This window comes from Pseudomonas agarici (assembly GCF_001543125.1).
In the GTDB taxonomy this organism is placed as follows: domain Bacteria; phylum Pseudomonadota; class Gammaproteobacteria; order Pseudomonadales; family Pseudomonadaceae; genus Aquipseudomonas; species Aquipseudomonas agarici.
In genome coordinates this window covers 5,059,895-5,076,461 of sequence record NZ_CP014135.1, presented here as the reverse complement: position 1 = coordinate 5,076,461, position 16,567 = coordinate 5,059,895, and the positions used below count along the sequence as shown (strand labels likewise).

Here is a 16,567-nt window from a genome sequence, read left to right as displayed (position 1 = left end):
GCGCGGGGCAGCGATGCCGGATTCAGCGCCGACTTCAACCTCTGGCCAGTTCTTCCAGATGATCGATGATCTCCTGGGGCTTGAGCACCAGGATGTCGCTTTCCAGTGAGTCCAGGACCGCCTCGGCGGTATTGCCGATCAGCGCTCCCGAGATCCCGGTGCGCGCCACCGTACCGATCACCGTGACCGCCGCGTCGAGCTTATGGGCCATGTGCGGGATCAGCACATCCGCCGGGCCTTCGGCGATGTGCAGGTGGTCGTCGTCGATATCGAACTCTGTCTGGAAGGCACGGCATTGCTCGCGATAACGCGCCTCGATGGTTTCCTTCAACTGATACACCGGGTCGGCTGCCGAGAGCATGGGCGAGGGGTGGGCGGTCATCACGTGCAGTCGCCCTTTGGCGAGGCTGGCGATGTCATAGCCATGATCAATGATACTGGCATGCAGGTGCCGATGTTCTTCGTCCGCGTTGCCGACATCCACAGCCGCCAGGATCACCCCACCGGCCCATGGCACTTCGGTCTTGACCATCAGCACGGCGCAAGGGCAGAAACGCAGCAGCTGCCAGTCCGAGGGGGTCAACAGGGCTTTTTTCAGCGAGCTGTCGGGGCGGTGTTGTTTGATCACCAGTGCGCAGCCTTCGGCCTGTTGCACGCCGATGATGGTGTCGTGCGGGGTTTTTTCCCAGGCCTGTTCCGCGGTGGCGCTGTAGCCGTCGTCATGCAACTGACTCTTGAGCAGCGCGAGCAGGGCGCTGTGATCATGTCTTGGGTCGCACATCAGTAGGTGCAGGTGCGCGTCCGTGACCTTGGCAATCAGTTTGGCGCGATTGAGCGCCAGGCTATGCGCGTGTTCAGGGTCGAGTATCACCAGAATGCTGCGGATGGCTTGCATGGTCAGGTTTCTCCCTGAGGCTGAAGTCGGCTTATACATCACTATAGTTGGACTGCGCCGACTCTGGAGTTGCTGCCCATCCAGGGCGGCGGTTAGTGGCCCGGCCCAGGCTCTGTACGAAATGTATCTACGCTTGCCCATGCCGCGAGAGCCGGCTCGCCATGCTCATTGTCCCCCCGCCAACGGCGCTGGCTCGGCTGCTTTCGCCTGGTCTGGGCTTTGCTCGAAAACATTTCGTACAGACCCCAGGATCCGTATAATCGCCTACCCTGCTTGCCCGCACCGCCAGAGCCTTGCTGTGAACCTGCCGGAAAAAGGGGCGCGTTTGGGGGGTAAGCGGCGCTGGCCGATCAAGCGGCACGGCTGATCGACCACAAGAACCCTGAGAAGAAGGCGGCAATGCGCCGACCCATTGTGAGAGTTTTCCATGCTGCCTGAAATCCATGATTTTCTAGGATGTCGCACACCCGATGCCTGGGTGGAAGCTGCCCTTGGCCAGCAGGATGTGATGCTTTTGGATCACAAAAATTGCGAATTCAAGGCCGCTAGCACGGCCCTGAGCCTGATTGCCAAATATCACTCCCATGTCGACTTGATCAACATGATGTCGCGTCTGGCCCGGGAAGAGCTGGTTCACCACGAGCAGGTCATGCGCCTGCTGAAAAAGCGCAAGATCGAGCTGCGTCAACTCTCCGCCGGGCGATACGCATCGGGCCTGCGCAAAGTGGTGCGCAACCACGAGCCGGTCAAACTGGTCGATACGCTGGTGGTCGGCGCGTTCATCGAAGCCCGGAGCTGTGAGCGTTTCGAGGCGCTGGTGCCGCATCTGGACGAAGAGCTGGGCACGTTCTATTTTGGTTTGCTGAAAAGCGAAGCCCGGCATTTCCAGGGTTATCTGAAACTGGCCTACCAGTACGGCGATGCGAGTGACATCGCCCAGGTGATCGATAAGGTTCGTGCCGCCGAGCAGGAACTGATCGAGTCCCCGGACGTGGAGTTCCGTTTCCACAGCGGTGTGCCGACAGCGGCGTGACGTGGATTGTACCCGTGGGGATGTAGCTTGAGGCGTAGCCCAGTCCAACGCCGGATCAGGTGTGCAAGCTTGTGGGGTGTATGGCCTTGAAGCTACCCTCTGCCTTTGGTTCGAGCTTGGTAGTACCTTATGGAAGTAAAACTGGTTGCCCGCACACTTGACCTTCTAGAGGTCTTTGCCCGCGAGCGTCGCGCCATGTCGCTGACCGAGTTGGCCCGGCTGCTGGATGTGCCAATGTCGAGTTGCCTTGGACTCATTCGTACATTATCGGCACGAGGGTATCTTTATGAAGTGCGCAAGCGAGGGGGCTATTACCCGACAAAGCGCTTGTTGTCGATAGCCATGCAGATCGATAGCGGTGACTCACTGGTCAATATCATCGATGAGCATCTGCAGGCGCTTCAGCGAGAGGTCGATGAGACGGTAGTCCTGGGTAAATTGGAAGGTTCGCAGGTGCTCTATCTGCATGTGCTGGATTCCTCCCGGCCAATCCGCTACTCCCCTGACGCTGGCGAACTTCGACCTTTACACGCCAACTCCATCGGCAAGGCGATATTGGCGCAATTACCCGAGACGCAGGTACGACAGCGACTGCAAGGTTTGGCCATGCCGCGCTTCACTGATCACACACTCACCTGCGAAGACGATTATCTCGCCGCACTGGCAGAAGTGCGCCAGCGTGGCTGGAGTGAGAATATGGGTGAAAGCTCCAATGATCTGGCAGCGCTCTCCTGTGCCTTCAATTTCGCCGGGGAATGGTATGCGGTTTCAATCGCAGGGCCGCTGCCACGTATGCGCGAACATTGGCAAAGCCTTTCGGCACCGCTGCTGGCGTGCATCGCGTCGATCGTCGCCGACATAGACCTCGGTTGAAAACACACGTTTGCCATCAGGCTCAATCACCGGGATGCAGGGCACTGCATCCGGCCACGCAATTAAAGCCGGGCCACCCATTGATGATCGCGCTTGTGCTAGCGGCGATGAAAACAACCGTCCTTCCTTTTCCCGATGTTCATCGGATTTTACCGCCACTCCCACCGAAATAGCCTGCTGAGCTCGTACACCCTCGACTCCTGGGCATTGCGCTGTTCCCCGCTCATTGGATTCTTCGAACAAAGTGCGATCACGAAAATGATTGCGCGAAGTAATTCTTGAAGGTAAATTAATTTTCACTCTGGTGAATTAACTGCGCGTGTAACCCGTGGCCCTCGAATAAAAACAACGGAGAAAGCGATGAATTTTCAGCTCAATGAAGACCAGTTGGCCATCCGCGATTCCATTCAGCGAATTTGCAAGGCATTTGGTGATGAGTACTGGCTTGAGCGCGACGCCGACGGTCGATTTCCCCATGAGCTGTACCGTGCTTTAGCGGATCAGGGATGGTTGGGTATCGCCATGGATGCGAAATATGGCGGCGCCGGTCTGGGTATTTTTGAAGCGGCGGTGATGATGCAAACCATCAGCGGCTCGGGCGCAGGTCTTTCCGGTGCATCAGCCGTGCACATGAATATTTTCGGGTTGAACCCGGTGCAGGTCTTTGGCAGCGAAGAGCAAAAGCAGCGTTTTTTACCCGCGTTGATTCAGGGCAAGGAAAAGGCCTGTTTCGCGGTTACCGAGCCTAATACGGGCTTGGACACCACGAACCTTAAGACCTTCGCACGCAAGGTCCCCGGCGGGTATGTGGTAGATGGCCGCAAAATCTGGATTTCCACCGCGCAGATAGCCGACCGAATGCTGATCATTGCCAGGACCACGCCTCGCGATCATGTCAGCAAGTCGACTCAGGGTCTCTCCTTGTTCTACACCCGCCTGGATCGCGAAAAAGTTGAAGTGCGCGAGATAGAAAAAATGGGCCGCAAGTCCGTGGACTCCAACATGCTCTTCATCGACGGTCTTGAAGTGCCCGAAGAAGATCTTATCGGCGAAGAAGGGAAGGGGTTCGAGTACCTGCTGCACGGGCTCAATCCCGAACGCATCCTGATTGCGGCGGAAGCCGTTGGACTCGGCCAAGTGGCACTGTGGCGCGCGGTTGAGTATGCGCAGGATCGAGTGGTATTTGGCCGACCGATTGGGCAAAACCAGGGCATACAGCATCCTTTAGCCCAAGCCTGGATGGCCTTGGAGGCAGCCCAGTTAATGGTTTACAAGGCCGCCAGTCTGTATGACGCGGGACAACCCTGTGGCGCCGAAGCAAACACCGCCAAATACCTGGCAGCAGAAGCTTGCAGTCAGGCGTGTCAAACCGCAGTGGCGACGCTTGGCGGTATGGGGTTTGCGAAGGAGTATCACGTCGAGCGTTATCTTCGTGAGAGCTGGATTCCGCGTCTGGCACCGGTGAGCCCGCAACTGATCATGTGCCATATCGCCGAAAAGGTTCTCGGTCTCCCCAAATCCTACTAAACAAGTCTGCGACCTAGCCTGGGCGGTTTCTATAAAAAAATAACAAGAAGGTAACGCTGATGAACCTACAAGCAAACTTGAGCGCGCTTTCGGGACTCAAAATAGTAGATCTATCGAAAGTTCTGGGTGGTCCTTATTGCACCCAGATCCTCGCTGATCACGGTGCGCAAGTGATCAAGGTCGAGCCCCCTTCGGGCGACGAAACCCGTGGCTGGGGTGCCCCAGTGCGCGAACGCACCTCCGCGTATTTTATGGGGGTCAATAGAAACAAACGTGGAGTCAGTTTAAACCTCGGCGACGCTGTCGATCGGCAACGCCTGTTCGATCTTCTCGAAGACGCCGATGTATTGGTGGAAAACTACAAGCCAGGCACCCTGGAAAGGTGGGGCTTGAACTATGAGTCGTTGAAGTTACGCTTCCCCAGACTGATCCATTGCCGCATTTCTGGCTATGGCGATCAAGGCCCCTACGCGGGCATGCCGGGCTACGATGCGGCCATCCAAGCCATGAGTGGGCTCATGAGCGTAAATGGTGAACAAGGCGGCGATTCACTTCGGGTTGGCGTGCCCATAGTCGACATGGTCACGGGTATGAATGCCACGCTCGGTATCCTCATGGCGCTTTACGAGCGCGAGCGTAGCGGTGAGGGGCAGTTCGTCGAAGCGGCGCTGTTCGATTGCGCGTTGTCGATCCTGCATCCGCATTCGGCCAACTATCTCTACGCGGCGCAAACACCCCAGCGCAGTGGCAATGCCCATCCCAACATCACGCCTTATGACAAATTCGCCACGGCTACCGGCGACATTTTCCTCGCTGTTGGCAACGACGCACAATTTGCCACGCTGTGCCAGCGGCTCGCTTTGCCGGAGCTGATTGATGACCCACGCTTCTTCAGCAACCAACTGCGTAATGAGCACCGCCAGGCGCTACGCCAATCATTGGCGACAAAACTATTGAAGCTTTCTGGCGAGGCATTGTGCGAGCAACTGATCCATCAAGGCGTGCCTTGCGGGCCTGTGCTGGATATCCCGCAGGCGCTGGCGTTGCCTCAAGTCGCCGCACGCAACATGCTGGTGAGGATCGGCGAGGACTACAGCGGCATCGCCTCGCCGATTCGCCTCAGTCGTACACCTGCCAGTTACCGGTGCCGTCCGCCATTACTGAATGAGCACGCCGCTGAAATCTTCGGTACGACCGCAGATTGACGACCTGACCAGGCCCGCAGTGACGGACCGCTCTGACATAAGCCGGGAGTCAGGAGCTGCCTTCATACACGGGTAGCCCCTTGGATCGTTCGATGAGGAAAGAAAAATGCTCGCGAGTATCGGTTTGCTGGCCATTGCCAGCCTGTTCTTGCTTATTCTGACGAAACGCCTTTCGCCACTCGTGGCGTTAATCATAGTGCCGGTGGTTGCATCGCTGTTAGCTGGGTTCGGCTTGCAGACTTCTGGCTTCGTGCTCAATGGCATTAAAAATATCGCTCCCGTGGCCGGCATGTTTATTTTCGCCATTATCTTCTTTGGTGTGATGAGCGATGCGGGGTTGCTCGATCCGATCATTAAGCGCGTATTGAGGGTCGTTGGCGGGCGACCGCGTTATATCGTCATGGGCACCGCAATGCTAGCGCTGCTTATTCACTTGGATGGATCAGGCGCGGTAACTTTTCTGGTGACTATCCCGGCAATGCTTCCGCTTTATGAACGTTTGGGAATGGATAAGCGAGTGCTGGCCTGCGCGGTGTCGCTGGCGGCCGGCGTGAATTTTCTGCCTTGGGTAGGCCCGATGCTGCGTGCCTCGGCGGCATTGGGCATACCGACCACGGAAATGTTTTATCCACTTATTCCCGTGCAGATAATAGGGCTGACTTTTGTGTTTGCCGTGTGTTACTGGCTCGGACTTCGTGAAGAGCGGCGTTTGGGTATCACGGCCATGGGTATCGACGTATCGGCACACGTACCGGAAATGTCGATTGAACAACAAGGGATACGTCGCCCCAAGCGTTTCGGCGTTAATTGCGTGATCACATCGACGGTCTTGATCGTTCTCGTGGCTGGCTGGGTTCCACCGGTCCTGATGTTCATGCTCGGCACTGTCGCGGCTTTGTTGGTCAACTATCCCAATGTACACGAGCAACGTGCCCGAGTGGATGCTCACGCCAAGGCAGCATTGATGATGGCAAGTGTATTGCTGGCTGCCGGTGTATTTACCGGAATCATGGGGGAATCGGGCATGCTCAGGGCCATGGCCGAAATGCTGGTGCAGCATGTGCCCCGCGAGCACGCGGAGCATATGCCGTTTATCCTTGGCCTGCTTTCCATGCCATTGAGCCTTTTGTTTGATCCGGACTCCTTCTACTTCGGCGTACTGCCTGTATTGGCCCACAGCGCGCAACTGCTTGGGGTTGCGCCCATTCAGATGGGCCAGGCCGCGCTCCTTGGGCAAATGACCACGGGGTTTCCGGTCAGTCCGCTAACGCCTGCCACTTTCTTGATTGTGGGGCTGACCAAAATAGATCTGGCCGACCATCAGAAATTCACCATTCCTTATCTGTTTGTGGCGAGCGTGATTATGACTATCGCGGCAGCGGCATTTGGGGTGTTCCCATTTTGATTGACATATAACCCAGATAGGCGAGTTCCCAGGGCGGTGGTTGAGTGGCTCGCGATTGCCGTGGAACGCTTCCTGGCCGTTACGAACTGATTAATCATTAGAAGTGCGGGAGTGTGTAAATGAATGCAAATGCTTTGGTTGTCCAACAACGAGGCTTGTATTACGAAGAACTCGAAATGGGCGTGCTTTACAGCCACGCACCTGGGCGAACGCTGGATGACGGGGACAGCACGTTATTTTCTTTGTTGACCATGAATCCCGCGAGCATTCATTTCGATGCACATGACAGTGCTGGCAACGAATTTGGCGGGCGTTTGGTTAATAGCATGCTGACAGTTTCAACGCTGGTCGGCTTGAGCGTAGGTCATTTGACACAAAAGACGCTTGTAGCAAACCTGGGTTTTGCTGACATAAAATTTCCGGCACCGGTGTTTTCCGGCGATACCCTTTATGCAAAGACAGAAGTCATAGAAAAGCGCCTGTCAAAGTCCCGCCCGGACGCTGGAATAGTTCTGCTGGAGCATCGTGGATATAATCAGGAAGGTGTCTTAGTGGCTGTTGCCCGGCGTCACGCGCTCATGTTGCGCAAGCCGGAGGTGGTATGAAACAAATCCGTCTTGGAGAGGCCATCTTATTTTGTCCTGGCGATCGTCCCGAACGTTTTGACAAGGCCTTGCAGCGAGCCGACCGGGTTATTTTTGACTTGGAAGACAGTGTCGCTGCGCACCGCAAGGACGTGGCTCGTCGTTGCGTCATCGATGCCTTACCGGCAGCAGGTAAGGACATTATTGTGCGGATCAACGCGTCGATGTCCCCTTGGTATAAAGAGGATGTGCAAGCCTTGCGAGACCTGCGTGAACGCAGCGGTATTGATCCTTTGATTCTTCTTCCAAAGGCAGAAGAAATACAACAACTGCTGGCTTTGGATGACTTCCAGGTAATCGTCCTGTGTGAAACCGCGAAAGGAGTGATCAACGCTTATCAGTTAGCGCAGGCTCAAAACTGTATGGCGCTGTTCTGGGGCGGCGAAGATCTCATCGCCGACCTGGGAGGGCGCAGTAGTCGGGACTCTTCCGGGAACTATTACCCTGTGGTCGAGCACGCGCGAACCACGATCCTCCTCGCCGCCGGTCAGTGCGCTAAGCCAGCCATTGATGCCGTGCATATTGATATAGCCGATGTGGACGGATTGGCCCGTGAATCCAAGCAAGCGGTTGATGTGGGCTTTACGGCCAAGGCATGCATCCATCCTTCCCATGTCAACGTTATTCGTAACGCCTTCAGCCCCAGCGAAGAACAACGCCTGTGGGCCACGCAAGTGGTTGCGGCGATGCAATCCACCGCCGGCGCAGTGGTCAGCCTTAATGGGCGCATGATCGATGAACCTCTCCTCAAGCAAGCTTTGCGAGTGCTCCAAGCACCCTCTGTAACGCTCACCAACAGATAGCAACCGACACTCCCTGACCTGGGCGCGACGATCATACCGGCATTGAAGTGACAGGCATACACACGCACCGATGGCTCTTGCGGGAGGGGGCCTTTTATCGAGTAAATAAAAAGCTTGCTAACAATTGCGTTGACACAGGCTGCCTAAGCAGTAATATCCAAGCGACTATCTGTCTAGGCAGCTTTCCAGGTAACGCGTATGAAACACTTCTTGCCGGACGACTTCCACAACTGCCATCTGGGTCTGCTTCTGGGGCGCGCTGCCTTGCTCAAGGACCGGATCATTGACACCCATATGGTCCCTTACGGCATTACTGCGGCGCAGTTCAAGGTGCTGATCATCATGGCCCAATTCGGCGTCGACTCGCCGGCCGAGCTGTGTCGCCACCTGTCCTTGGACAGCGGTTCGATGACGCGAATGCTCGATCGCCTGGAACAGAAGGCGTTGCTGGCCCGCCAGCGCTCGGCAGGGGATCGGCGCCAAGTCCGATTGGTGTTGACCGCGCAGGGGCAGGCCCTTGCGGATCGCTTGCCGCAGATCGGTGCCGATGCCATGAACGAGTTGGCGGGAGCGATTACCCACGAGGAATTGCGGACCCTGGAAAATGTTCTCAAGAAGATTTTGCTGGCGGCCGGCGATTCGCTTATCGAGCTGCGCCTGGGTGGAGAAAATGAACAGTAGGACCTTGCGTGGTGCTTTGAGTACAGCAGACCCCGCCGCACAACCTCATTAACTGAAGGTACTGGCCATGGCTATCGCTGCCGAAACAGATGCGGTTGAAAAGGTCCCGAATACCGGCAATTCCGGCAAACGCAAGGTCATGTTCTCGGCACTCGCCCTGGCGGTGCTCGTGGGTGGTCTAGCGGTGTGGGGTTGGTATGAATTCTACGGTCGCTGGAGCGAAAGCACCGACGATGCCTACGTTAACGGTAACGTGGTGGAAATCACCCCGCTGATCACCGGGACGGTGGTGAGCATTGGCGCCGACGACGGCGATCTGGTCCATGCAGGCCAGGTGTTACTGAACTTCGATCCGAGCGATGCCCAGATTGACCTGCAAAGTGCCGAGGCCAGCCTGGCCAAGACCGTGCGCGAGGTCCGTGGTCTGTATAGCAACGTCGATGGCATGAAGGCCCAGCTCGCGGTGCAGCAGGTTGCGGTGCGCAAAGCCCAGGACAACTTCTCCCGCCGCAAGAACCTGGCCGCTGGCGGGGCAATCTCCCAGGAAGAGCTGTCCCATGCCCGCGATGATCTGACCATGGCTCAGAGTGCTTTGGGCAACACCCAGCAGCAACTCAACACCCTCAATGCGCTGGTGGACGATACGGTGGTGTCCAATCACCCCGAGGTCAAGGCCGCCGCCGCCCGTTTGCGCCAGGCCTACCTGGCGAATGCCCGGACCACCTTGATCGCGCCCGTGACCGGCTATGTCGCCAAGCGGACCGTGCAGCTCGGCCAGCGTGTGCAGCCGGGCACCGCGCTGATGGCGGTGATCCCGCTGGATCAGTTGTGGATCGATGCCAACTTCAAGGAAACCCAGCTACGGCAGATGCGTATCGGCCAGCCGGTGGATATCGAGGCCGATCTGTACGGCAGCGAGGTGAAATACAGCGGCACCGTCGACAGCCTCGGTGCTGGCACCGGCAGTGCCTTCGCCCTGTTGCCGGCGCAGAACGCCACCGGTAACTGGATCAAGATCGTCCAGCGTGTGCCGGTGCGGATTTATATCAACGCCCAAGAGCTGGTCCGGCATCCGCTGCGGGTCGGGCTGTCGACCCAAGTTGAAGTCAACTTACGGGACCAAAGCGGTCCGGTGCTCGCCCAGCAACCGCCGCAAAAAGCCTCGTTCACCACACATGTCTATCAGTGGCAACTGGCTGACGCCGATGCAGTGATTACCCGGCTGATCAATGAAAACAGCGCGGCGGCGAGCAAAACCTCGCAACGCTGAGTCGCCGATCCCCGCTCGCGAGCCTGTTGGTCGCGGTGCCAGCCTTGCTCCAAAGGATTCGCGATGAACTCGAACGCCTCTTTTACTCCGCCCAGCTTGCTGCTCAGCACCATCGGCTTGTCGCTGGCGACCTTTATGCAGGTACTCGACACCACCATCGCCAATGTGGCGCTGCCCACCATTTCCGGCAACCTGGGAGTGAGTTCGGAGCAGGGGACCTGGGTCATCACCTCGTTTGCCGTGAGCAACGCCATTGCCCTGCCGCTGACCGGCTGGCTGAGCCGGCGCTTTGGCGAGGTGAAACTGTTTATCTGGGCCACGCTGTTGTTTGTGTTGGCTTCGTTTCTCTGTGGCATTTCCACATCGATGCCCGAGTTGGTGGGCTTCCGCGTCGTCCAGGGTCTGGTGGCCGGGCCGTTGTACCCGATGACTCAGACGCTGTTGATCGCCGTGTATCCACCGGCGCGGCGCGGCATGGCCCTGGCGTTGCTGGCGATGGTCACGGTGGTGGCGCCGATTGCCGGGCCGATTCTCGGTGGCTGGATCACCGACAGCTACAGTTGGCCGTGGATTTTCTTCATAAATGTGCCGATCGGCATCTTTGCCACCCTGGTCGTGCGCCAGCAGCTCAAGGCGCGACCGGTAGTAACCCAGCGCCAACCGCTGGACTATGTCGGCTTGCTAACCCTGATCATCGGTGTTGGCGCATTGCAGGTGATCCTCGACAAAGGCAACGACCTGGATTGGTTCGAGTCGAACTTCATTATTATCGGTGCGGTGATCTCGCTGATCGCCCTGGCGGCCTTTGTGATCTGGGAAATGACCGATCAGCACCCGGTGGTCAACTTGCGCCTGTTTGCCTACCGCAATTTCCGTATCGGCACCCTGGTGCTGATCCTGGGTTATGCGGGGTTCTTCGGCATCAATCTGATCCAGCCCCAGTGGTTACAGACCCAGATGGGCTACACCGCGACCTGGGCGGGATTGGCGGTGGCGCCGCTGGGCATCCTGCCGGTGCTGATGTCACCCTTTGTTGGCCAGTACGCCCACAAGGTCGACCTGCGCCTGCTGGCGGGCTTGGCGTTCCTGACCATCGGCTTGAGTTGCTTTATGCGGGCGGGCTTCACCAACGAGGTGGATTTCCAACATATCGCTCTGGTGCAGTTGTTCATGGGGATCGGCGTGGCGCTGTTCTTCATGCCGACCTTGAGCATCCTGATGTCGGACCTACCGCCGCACCAGATTGCCGACGGCGCCGGCCTGGCCACGTTCCTGCGCACGCTCGGCGGGAGTTTCGCGGCGTCGCTGACCACCTGGATCTGGATTCGCCGGGCGGACCAGCACCACGCCTACCTGAGTGAAAGCATGAGCCCGTTCGATCCGGCGACGCGCAGCGCTCTGGATAGTCTTGGCGGGGCGGGCAGCCAGGCTTATGGCCGGCTGGATCAGATTCTCACCAGCCAGGCGTACATGCTCTCGACCGTGGATTATTTCACGCTGCTGGGTTGGGGCTTCATGGGATTGATGCTGCTGGTGTGGCTGGCCAAGCCGCCGTTCACGGCCAAGGCCGGGCCGGCAGCGGCGGGGCATTAGTGGTAAGACACTGATGTGACAAGGGGGCAAGCCTGCTCGCCACCCGGGATTCAGTTGTCAGATCGCTGGTGGCGTAAAATCGAAGGGCGCCAACTGGAATCCTTGCTCATCTACCTGCAAGGCCCAACCCTGGCGATCCCAATCCCCCAGGACAATGCGCTTCGCCGCTTGCGCGCCGAGTTGCAGTTTGTGGATGGCGGGGCGGTGGGTATGACCATGGATCAGCGTGTGCACGCCATATTGCTGCATGATCCGTGGAATTTCCTCGGGAGTCACGTCAACGATGTCGTTGGCCTTCATGCGGGTCTGGGCGCGACTTTCGCTGCGCAGCTTGCGCGCCAGCTTGTGGCGGGTGCGCAATGGCAGGTGTCGCAGGATAAACAACGTAACGGGATTGCGCAGGTAGCGCCGCAGGCGCATGTAGGCCTCGTCACGGGTACACAGGCTGTCACCGTGCATCAGCAGCACCGGTTCGCCATTAATCTGCACCACGCTCGGGTCTTTGAGCAGGGTGGCGCCGGCGGCCTTGCAAAAGGCCGTGCCGAGCAGGAAATCGCGATTGCCGTGCATCAGGAAAATCGCCGTGCCAGCCTCGCTGGCCGTGCGCAGCGCGGCGCAGATCGAACGTTGGAACGGGGTCATGGCATCGTCGCCGATCCAGGCTTCGAAGAAGTCGCCGAGGATGTACAACGCTTGTGCCGAACGGACGCGCCCGGCGAGGAAATCCAGAAACGCCCGGGTGATGTCCGGGCGCCCCTCTTCCAGATGTAAATCTGAAATCAGCAGTATCACTCAATGATCTCGGCTTTCTCGATAATCACATCCTCTGCCGGAACATCCTGGTGGCCGGCTTTGTTCGTGGTGGCAACGCCCTTGATCTTGTCGACCACCTCATTGCCGGCCACTACTTTGCCGAATACCGCGTAACCCCAGCCCTGAGTGGTCTTGGCACTGTGGTTCAGGAAGCTGTTGTCAGCCACGTTGATGAAGAACTGCGCGGAGGCCGAGTGCGGCTCCATGGTACGCGCCATGGCCACGGTGTACTTGTCGTTTGGCAGACCGTTGTCGGCTTCGTTCTGAATGCTTGGGCGCTTGTCTTTCTTTTCCTTCATGCCCGGCTCGAAACCGCCGCCCTGGATCATGAAGTTGCCGATGACGCGATGGAACACGGTGTTTTCGTAGTGGCCCGCGCTGACGTACTCAACGAAGTTCTTTACGGTGATCGGGGCTTTCTCTTTGTTCAACTCGAGAACGATCTCGCCGTGGTTGGTGGTCAGTTTGACTTGAGTCATGGTAGCTATCGCTCTATTCAGGGAATTCGTGGAACTGTGGCCGAACCCGATAACAGTTCACGCCACAACCTGGCCTGGGAGTTTAACGTGCTCCTCGGGCATTTCGAGGGGTTTTTATATCGACGGTATTAAAAGCGGCGGTTTTCCGGGTGGCCCTGTCAGGGGCTTGACAGGTTCGGCTATGATAGGAGCTTTGATTGACTCGGCCTATCCGGGCCACGCACTTGTCACGTCCAAGGATCTTATGAGCAAGCCCACTGTCGACCCTGCTTCGAACGCCAAGACCGGCCCGGCTGTCCCGGTCAACTTCCTGCGCCCGATTATTCAGGCCGACCTGGATTCGGGCAAGCACACCCAGATCGTCACCCGTTTCCCGCCCGAGCCCAACGGCTACTTGCACATCGGTCACGCCAAGTCGATCTGTGTGAACTTCGGCCTGGCCCAGGAGTTCGGTGGCATCACGCACCTGCGTTTCGACGACACCAATCCGGCCAAGGAAGACCAGGAATACATCGATGCCATCGAAAGCGACGTCAAGTGGCTGGGCTTTCAGTGGGCCGGTGAAGTGCGCTACGCCTCGCAGTATTTCGACCAGTTGCATGACTGGGCGGTCGAGTTGATCAAGGCCGGCAAGGCCTATGTCGACGACCTGACCCCCGAGCAAGCCAGGGAATACCGTGGCAGCCTGACCGAACCGGGCAAGAACAGCCCGTTCCGCGAGCGTTCGGTGGAAGAAAACCTCGACTGGTTCGCCCGCATGAAAGCCGGCGAATTCAAGGATGGCGAGCGCGTACTGCGGGCGAAGATCGACATGGCCTCGCCGAACATGAACCTGCGCGATCCGATCCTCTATCGCATCCGTCATGCCCACCACCACCAGACCGGCGACAAGTGGTGCATCTATCCGATCTACGACTTCACCCACGGTCAGTCGGATGCTATAGAAGGCATCACTCATTCCGTCTGCACCCTGGAATTTGAAAGCCATCGTCCACTCTATGAGTGGTTCCTCGACAACCTGTCGGTGCCGTGCAAGCCGCGCCAGTATGAGTTTTCGCGGCTGAACCTGAACTACACCATCACCAGCAAGCGCAAGCTCAAGCAGTTGGTGGACGAGAAGCACGTCAACGGTTGGGACGACCCGCGCATGTCGACTCTGTCAGGCTTTCGCCGGCGCGGCTACACGCCCAAATCCATTCGCAATTTCTGCGAGATGGTCGGCACCAATCGCTCCGATGGCGTGGTCGACTTCGCCATGCTGGAGTTCAGCATCCGTGACGACCTCGATCACAGCGCGCCGCGTGCCATGTGCGTGCTGCGCCCGTTGAAAGTGGTCATCACCAACTATCCGCAAGGCCAGGTCGAGAACCTTGAACTGCCGCGCCACCCGAAGGAAGACATGGGCGTGCGTCAGTTGCCATTCGCCCGCGAGATCTATATCGACCGTGACGATTTCATGGAGGAGCCGCCAAAGGGCTACAAGCGCCTGGAGCCGGCCGGTGAGGTGCGCCTGCGCGGCAGCTATGTGATCCGTGCCGATGAGGCGGTCAAGGACGCCGAGGGCAATATCGTCGAGCTGCGTTGCTCCTACGATCCAGAAACCCTGGGCAAGAACCCCGAGGGCCGCAAGGTCAAGGGCGTGATCCACTGGGTGCCGGCGGCGGCCAGCGTCGAGTGCGAAGTGCGTCTGTACGACCGCCTGTTTCGTTCGCCGAATCCGGAGAAGGCCGAAGACGGTGCCAGTTTCCTCGACAACATCAACCCTGACTCCCTGCGCATCCTCACGGGCTGTCGTGCCGAACCTTCGTTGGGTAACGCACAACCGGAAGATCGTTTCCAGTTCGAGCGCGAAGGCTACTTCTGCGCGGATATCAAGGACTCGAAACCTGGCGCCCTCGTATTCAACCGCACGGTGACCCTGCGCGACTCCTGGGGTCAGTGATAGTTAAGGAACCTTTTGTGCTAAGCATCTACAACACGCTCACCAAGAGTAAAGAAGTCTTCAAGCCGCTGGATGGCAACAAGGTACGCCTGTATGTCTGCGGGATGACGGTGTATGACTATTGCCACCTGGGCCACGGTCGCAGCATGATCGCTTTCGACCTGGTGACCCGCTGGCTGCGTTTTTGCGGTTATGACCTGACCTATGTGCGTAACATCACCGACATCGACGACAAGATCATCAATCGGGCCAGGGAGAATGGCGAATCGTTCCAAGCGCTGACCGAGCGCATGATCGCCGCGATGCACGAGGATGAGGCGCGCCTGAACATCCTCAAGCCGGACATGGAACCGCGCGCCACCGATCACATTCCGGGCATGCACGCCATGATCCAGACTCTGATCGACAAGGGCTACGCCTACGCGCCGGGCAACGGTGACGTGTATTACCGCGTTGGCAAGTTCCTGGGCTACGGCAAGCTGTCGCGCAAGAAGATCGAAGACCTGCGCATCGGTGCGCGGATCGAGGTCGACGAAGCGAAGCAAGACCCGCTGGATTTCGTCCTGTGGAAAGCCGCCAAAGCGGGTGAACCGAGCTGGGAGTCGCCGTGGGGCGCCGGGCGTCCGGGCTGGCATATCGAATGCTCGGTGATGTCCACCTGCTGCCTGGGCGAGACGTTCGACATTCATGGCGGTGGCAGTGACCTTGAGTTCCCGCACCATGAAAACGAAATCGCCCAGAGCGAGGCCGCCACTGGCAAGACCTACGCTAATGCCTGGATGCATTGCGGCATGATTCGCATCAACGGCGAGAAGATGTCCAAGTCGTTGAACAACTTCTTCACCATTCGCGATGTGCTGCACAAGTATCACCCGGAGGTCGTGCGTTATCTGCTGGTGTCGAGCCACTACCGCAGCGCGATCAACTATTCGCAAGACAACCTCAAGGACGCCAAGGCCGCCCTGGAGCGTTTCTACCACGCGTTGAAAGGCCTGCCGAGCGTGCCGGCTGCCGGCGGCGAAGCCTTTGTCGAGCGTTTCACCCAGGTGATGAACGACGACTTCGGGACGCCGGAAGCCTGTGCGGTATTGTTCGAGATGGTGCGCGAGATCAATCGCCTGCGCGAGAGCGATGTCAATGCGGCGGCGGCTCTGGCGGCGCGCTTGAAGGAGCTGGCCAACGTGCTCGGTGTCTTGCAGTTGGACGCCGATGACTTCCTGCGGGCAGGCGCCCAGGGGCGGGTCGACGCGGCTGAAGTCCAAGCACTGATCCAGGCTCGCCTGGCGGCGCGGGCCAACAAGGACTGGGCCGAATCCGACCGCATTCGCGACCAGATCAGCGCGATGGGCGTGGTGCTGGAAGACGGTAAGGGTGGTACCACCTGGCGTCTGGCTGACTGAGCGC

15 protein-coding genes are annotated in these 16,567 nt (G+C 58.3%); 12 read left to right on the top strand and 3 right to left on the bottom strand.

Features of this window, described 5'->3' with window-relative positions; all coding sequences use genetic code 11:
- Nucleotides 1–34: 34 nt before the first annotated feature.
- The gene (locus tag AWM79_RS22195) at nucleotides 35–895 is read right to left on the bottom strand and encodes a universal stress protein (RefSeq protein ID WP_017134112.1); all 861 of its coding nucleotides are present in this window, start codon (nucleotides 893–895) and stop codon (nucleotides 35–37) included.
- A 427-nt stretch (nucleotides 896–1,322) separates the two neighbouring features.
- On the opposite strand from AWM79_RS22195, the gene AWM79_RS22190 reads away from it, so the two are divergent.
- From AWM79_RS22190 to AWM79_RS22145, 10 genes are all read left to right on the top strand, one after another.
- Nucleotides 1,323–1,928, top strand: a complete 606-nt coding sequence (locus AWM79_RS22190; protein WP_017134111.1) for a MiaE family protein — start codon at nucleotides 1,323–1,325, stop codon at nucleotides 1,926–1,928.
- Nucleotides 1,929–2,057: 129 nt separating this feature from the next.
- Entirely contained in the window at nucleotides 2,058–2,801 is a 744-nt protein-coding gene (locus tag AWM79_RS22185) for an IclR family transcriptional regulator (protein ID WP_026013423.1), read from the top strand.
- Between the two features lie 360 nt (nucleotides 2,802–3,161).
- Nucleotides 3,162–4,328 carry an acyl-CoA dehydrogenase family protein gene (locus AWM79_RS22180; RefSeq protein ID WP_060783792.1) on the top strand — a complete coding sequence of 389 codons (1,167 nt, stop codon included), beginning with the start codon at nucleotides 3,162–3,164 and terminating at the stop codon, nucleotides 4,326–4,328.
- Between the two features lie 59 nt (nucleotides 4,329–4,387).
- Nucleotides 4,388–5,533: a CaiB/BaiF CoA transferase family protein gene (locus AWM79_RS22175; RefSeq protein ID WP_017134108.1), complete on the top strand. Its 1,146-nt coding sequence runs from the start codon at nucleotides 4,388–4,390 to the stop codon at nucleotides 5,531–5,533.
- Nucleotides 5,534–5,639: 106 nt separating this feature from the next.
- Complete coding sequence (locus tag AWM79_RS22170; protein WP_060783791.1) at nucleotides 5,640–6,938, top strand: CitMHS family transporter; 1,299 nt, start codon at nucleotides 5,640–5,642, stop codon at nucleotides 6,936–6,938.
- 119 nt (nucleotides 6,939–7,057) lie between these two features.
- A complete protein-coding gene (locus AWM79_RS22165) occupies nucleotides 7,058–7,543 on the top strand; it encodes a MaoC family dehydratase (protein WP_017134106.1) in 486 nt (161 codons plus the stop codon).
- Nucleotides 7,540–8,385, top strand: a complete 846-nt coding sequence (locus tag AWM79_RS22160) for an HpcH/HpaI aldolase/citrate lyase family protein (protein WP_017134105.1) — start codon at nucleotides 7,540–7,542, stop codon at nucleotides 8,383–8,385. Before AWM79_RS22165 ends, AWM79_RS22160 begins: the two co-directional genes overlap by 4 nt.
- Nucleotides 8,386–8,583: 198 nt before the next feature.
- On the top strand, nucleotides 8,584–9,066 hold the full coding sequence (locus AWM79_RS22155) for a MarR family winged helix-turn-helix transcriptional regulator (protein ID WP_017134104.1): 483 nt from the start codon (nucleotides 8,584–8,586) through the stop codon (nucleotides 9,064–9,066).
- 67 nt (nucleotides 9,067–9,133) lie between these two features.
- Nucleotides 9,134–10,336, top strand: coding sequence for an HlyD/EmrA/EmrK family protein (locus AWM79_RS22150; RefSeq protein WP_017134103.1), 1,203 nt, complete (start codon nucleotides 9,134–9,136; stop codon nucleotides 10,334–10,336).
- A gap of 63 nt (nucleotides 10,337–10,399) precedes the next feature.
- Nucleotides 10,400–11,929: a DHA2 family efflux MFS transporter permease subunit gene (locus tag AWM79_RS22145; RefSeq protein WP_060783790.1), complete on the top strand. Its 1,530-nt coding sequence runs from the start codon at nucleotides 10,400–10,402 to the stop codon at nucleotides 11,927–11,929.
- A gap of 57 nt (nucleotides 11,930–11,986) precedes the next feature.
- Here AWM79_RS22145 and AWM79_RS22140 read toward each other — a convergent pair whose 3' ends face one another.
- Both AWM79_RS22140 and AWM79_RS22135 read right to left on the bottom strand, forming a co-directional pair.
- Nucleotides 11,987–12,721, bottom strand: coding sequence for a UDP-2,3-diacylglucosamine diphosphatase (locus tag AWM79_RS22140; protein ID WP_017134102.1), 735 nt, complete (start codon nucleotides 12,719–12,721; stop codon nucleotides 11,987–11,989).
- Entirely contained in the window at nucleotides 12,718–13,221 is a 504-nt protein-coding gene (locus tag AWM79_RS22135) for a peptidylprolyl isomerase (protein ID WP_017134101.1), read from the bottom strand. The genes AWM79_RS22140 and AWM79_RS22135 overlap by 4 nt, the downstream gene beginning before the upstream one ends.
- Nucleotides 13,222–13,465: 244 nt before the next feature.
- On the opposite strand from AWM79_RS22135, the gene AWM79_RS22130 reads away from it, so the two are divergent.
- On the top strand, nucleotides 13,466–15,163 hold the full coding sequence (locus tag AWM79_RS22130; protein ID WP_017134100.1) for a glutamine--tRNA ligase/YqeY domain fusion protein: 1,698 nt from the start codon (nucleotides 13,466–13,468) through the stop codon (nucleotides 15,161–15,163).
- 17 nt (nucleotides 15,164–15,180) lie between these two features.
- On the top strand, nucleotides 15,181–16,563 hold the full coding sequence (cysS, locus tag AWM79_RS22125) for a cysteine--tRNA ligase (protein WP_060783789.1): 1,383 nt from the start codon (nucleotides 15,181–15,183) through the stop codon (nucleotides 16,561–16,563).
- Nucleotides 16,564–16,567: the final 4 nt, after the last annotated feature.

Coding starts and splice junctions, on each gene's coding strand:
- AWM79_RS22195 (WP_017134112.1), bottom strand. CDS start 895: ATGCAAGCCATCCGCAGCATTCTGGTGATACTCGACCCTGAACACGCG.
- AWM79_RS22190 (WP_017134111.1), top strand. CDS start 1,323: ATGCTGCCTGAAATCCATGATTTTCTAGGATGTCGCACACCCGATGCC.
- AWM79_RS22185 (WP_026013423.1), top strand. CDS start 2,058: ATGGAAGTAAAACTGGTTGCCCGCACACTTGACCTTCTAGAGGTCTTT.
- AWM79_RS22180 (WP_060783792.1), top strand. CDS start 3,162: ATGAATTTTCAGCTCAATGAAGACCAGTTGGCCATCCGCGATTCCATT.
- AWM79_RS22175 (WP_017134108.1), top strand. CDS start 4,388: ATGAACCTACAAGCAAACTTGAGCGCGCTTTCGGGACTCAAAATAGTA.
- AWM79_RS22170 (WP_060783791.1), top strand. CDS start 5,640: ATGCTCGCGAGTATCGGTTTGCTGGCCATTGCCAGCCTGTTCTTGCTT.
- AWM79_RS22165 (WP_017134106.1), top strand. CDS start 7,058: ATGAATGCAAATGCTTTGGTTGTCCAACAACGAGGCTTGTATTACGAA.
- AWM79_RS22160 (WP_017134105.1), top strand. CDS start 7,540: ATGAAACAAATCCGTCTTGGAGAGGCCATCTTATTTTGTCCTGGCGAT.
- AWM79_RS22155 (WP_017134104.1), top strand. CDS start 8,584: ATGAAACACTTCTTGCCGGACGACTTCCACAACTGCCATCTGGGTCTG.
- AWM79_RS22150 (WP_017134103.1), top strand. CDS start 9,134: ATGGCTATCGCTGCCGAAACAGATGCGGTTGAAAAGGTCCCGAATACC.
- AWM79_RS22145 (WP_060783790.1), top strand. CDS start 10,400: ATGAACTCGAACGCCTCTTTTACTCCGCCCAGCTTGCTGCTCAGCACC.
- AWM79_RS22135 (WP_017134101.1), bottom strand. CDS start 13,221: ATGACTCAAGTCAAACTGACCACCAACCACGGCGAGATCGTTCTCGAG.
- AWM79_RS22130 (WP_017134100.1), top strand. CDS start 13,466: ATGAGCAAGCCCACTGTCGACCCTGCTTCGAACGCCAAGACCGGCCCG.